Annotated in this window: 3 protein-coding genes; 1 reads left to right on the plus strand and 2 read right to left on the minus strand. The window is 58.1% G+C overall.

Features of this window, described 5'->3' with window-relative positions:
• A partial coding sequence (locus tag HKD24_RS14920) for a transposase (RefSeq protein ID WP_194260948.1) occupies positions 1–117 on the plus strand: 117 nt, incomplete at its 5' end.
• A gap of 15 nt (positions 118–132) precedes the next feature.
• Here HKD24_RS14920 and HKD24_RS14925 read toward each other — a convergent pair.
• Together HKD24_RS14925 and HKD24_RS14930 are read right to left on the minus strand one after the other, a co-directional pair.
• Entirely contained in the window at positions 133–1,386 is a 1,254-nt protein-coding gene (locus tag HKD24_RS14925) for an arsenic transporter (protein ID WP_153431899.1), read from the minus strand.
• A complete protein-coding gene (locus HKD24_RS14930) occupies positions 1,383–2,645 on the minus strand; it encodes an MFS transporter (RefSeq protein WP_194260949.1) in 1,263 nt (420 codons plus the stop codon). The genes HKD24_RS14925 and HKD24_RS14930 overlap by 4 nt, the downstream gene beginning before the upstream one ends.
• Positions 2,646–2,839 lie beyond the last annotated feature (194 nt).

The raw sequence follows: 2,839 nt of genomic DNA on the forward strand, positions 1-2,839 counted from the left end.
AACCTCTGGGCTCGCCTCAAGGAGTGGCGCGCTGTCGCAACCAGATACGAAAAAACAGCAACGTCGTTCCTCGCGGTCATCCACATCGCTGCCGCAGCAGACTGGATCAAGTGCTAACAGGCCCTAATCTCTTCACCCGATCAAAAGCCGGGCAGCGAGTGCCGTGAAGAGCGCAACGGGCATCGCCATGGCGCCAACCCTGAGAAATTGTAGAAACCCGACCTCTTCGCCTTCTCGACGGATCACCTGCAACCAGAGAATTGTGGCCAGAGATCCCGTCACGGAAAGGTTTGGGCCAAGGTCCACACCGATCAACAGGTTATCAATCACCAGCCGCGGGACATGCGCCTGCGCCACTGTCTCACTAGCAATCAAGCCGGCAGGCAGGTTGTTCATGATGTTGGAAATGAAGGCCAGAAGAGCGCCAGCCCCCCAGGCAGCAGTGACAGGATCGCTTTTGGCGGCGTGCTGAAGCAGGTTGGCAAGAACCCCGACCACCCCCGTACTTTCGACGGCGGCTACCAGAACGAACAGGCCGCCGACCAGCGGGAGAACACCCCATGAAATATCCCGTATGAGCGCAAGCGGCGATCGTCGTGCCAGCGTCGATACGCCCAATGCTGTCCCAATACCGGCGAGCGCTGTTGGTAAGCCGAGAGGCAGATCAAAAGCGGACACCGTCACAAGCAGGAACGCAGTTAGCACGAGGCCGACAAAAGCCGCTTTGCCGCCCAGTGTTAACGGAGTTGTTTCAACCTGAGAGGCACAGGCCTGACGCAGATGTGCCCGCTCCATAAGGCGCAAAACTAGATAAGTCGTCATGACAGCTAGGAGCGACGGTAGCGCGAATGACCTCATCCATGATCCCAGCGCGGGGAGTGCGCCGTCATACAGAACCAGGTTCGCCGGATTGGAGACAGGCAAGACAAAGCTTGCCGCATTGGCGACAAATGCGCAGGCAAACAACAGCGGAAGGGGATCCGCTTTTGCTTTTTTTGCTGCTGCGAACACTGCCGGTGTCAGCACAACAGCCGTCGCATCGTTGGACATAAAGGTCGTCACCACGACACCGGCCAGATAGACCAGTGTGAACAGCTTGGCCGTTGAGCCTGCGGCATGATTGACGGCCCAGGTCGCGATCCAATCGAACAGCCCATTTGCACGCGCCGTTTCACTGAGCAGCATCATGCCGATCAGAAACAGATAGACATCGCCGCCTTTCACGAGACCCGCCCCCGCCATGGTGAGGGGGATCAGCCCCGTCACCATGAGGACCGTGGCTCCGATGACGGCCCACACCCACTCCGGGGTCCGGAACGGTCGAAGAATAACACCGGCCGTCGCCAGAACAGCGATCGTCCAGATTGCCTCCTGATGAAAGGTCATGCCGACACCTGATCGGCAGATCGCAGGGTCGATGCCGAGCCTATCCAGAGCCCCAGTGACACGATTGCAAAGCAGCCCAGAGTATAGAACGCCACGGCGTATCCCAGATCTTCGGCAAGCCATCCTCCCAGAGCCGGGGAGAGGCTTGCTCCAATGCCCTGCGCCGTCATGACGACGCCCTGTCCGATATTGATCCGTCCGGTTCCGTTCAGCAGTCTGGCTACCAGACCCGGCACGGCGACACTCTGAAGCCCCGCACCGATCCCATCGAGGATCTGCACCGGCCATACCCCCCAATGCTGGATGAAGCTTCCCGCGATCAAACCACGCAGCGGCAGGGCGGCAAACGATATCAGCAGGACGAACCAGTAACCACGGTCCCTGACGAAACGTATGGCCAGCAGGCTCACGACGATCATCACAGCCTGTGCGACCATCACGGTCATCGCTGTGAACATGGCTGGATTGCCTTTGCCTGCACTGACGACCGCCATGCCGTACAGCGGGAGCATCGCGGCGTTTCCGAGATGGAAGAAACACAAGCAACTCGCCAGAATGAGAAGAGGCTTGTGTCGCAGAAAGGATCGTAATCCCTCCGCCGTCCCCTCATCGTGAACGGGTTCATCGTCCAGTCCGCGTGCAGCTTTATGATCTATGGATTTTTCCGGAATCAGGAGCACCGCAGAAATGGCGAACAGACCGAAGGCGACTTCAAGAAAGAAAATCGCTGAGAGGCCAAACTGCCATCCCAGCCAGCCGGACAGTCCGGCCCCGGCCATATTGCCGGCGTGGTTCCAGGCCTGGTTACGACCGATCTGTGTGTTGAAGCCTTTCTGGCGCACGATACCAAGGGTTATGGCAGCCATCAGAGGGCCAATTCCAGCGTCGGCCAGAGCGGTTGCAAGTTGACTGACCGTCACAACGGGCACGGCTTGCGAGCTTAGAAGAAGAAGTGAAGCGGAAATCGTGCAGAGCGCTGCCACAATGACGAGCAACCGCTTTTTCGTCGTGTGATCAATCAGCGCGCCTGCGGGAATGGTGGCGAGCATTCCCGCAACTCCACCCACAGTCATGACGGTTCCGATCGGTCCCGTCTGCCAGCCGTGACGCTGAAGGAAAACGCCCAGAAAGGGCCCTATCCCCGCCTGGACGTCCGCCATGAAGAAATTGAGAGCGCCTAAGGCGAGCAAGGCCCGATTGAGCCTTGGAATAGCTGGGGTTTCATCAGTAACGACTGTGGCAGTACGAGGCGGGGTCATCACGTTCTCTTCGTTAAGCAACAAGCTTTAACTGCGTTCAAGAGAATAAGTTACAAAATTATTACCCACTGCTTAGAGGTGGACCCGTCTGTTCGGACAGTTTTTGGGTTTGAATAAGCTATACCCGGTTATTGTTATGCCGCCATTCTGACGGCGTTGCTGTTGGCCCTCTGGTCCGGGGTTAACCCCGGGCC

The sequence above is a fragment of the Gluconobacter vitians genome (assembly GCF_015244565.1).
Taxonomy (GTDB): domain Bacteria; phylum Pseudomonadota; class Alphaproteobacteria; order Acetobacterales; family Acetobacteraceae; genus Gluconobacter; species Gluconobacter vitians.

What these genes read in the sequence shown, in the direction of transcription:
- HKD24_RS14925 (WP_153431899.1), bottom strand. Translation starts at nt 1,386, where the DNA reads ATGACCTTTCATCAGGAGGCAATCTGGACGATCGCTGTTCTGGCGACG.
- HKD24_RS14930 (WP_194260949.1), bottom strand. Translation starts at nt 2,645, where the DNA reads ATGACCCCGCCTCGTACTGCCACAGTCGTTACTGATGAAACCCCAGCT.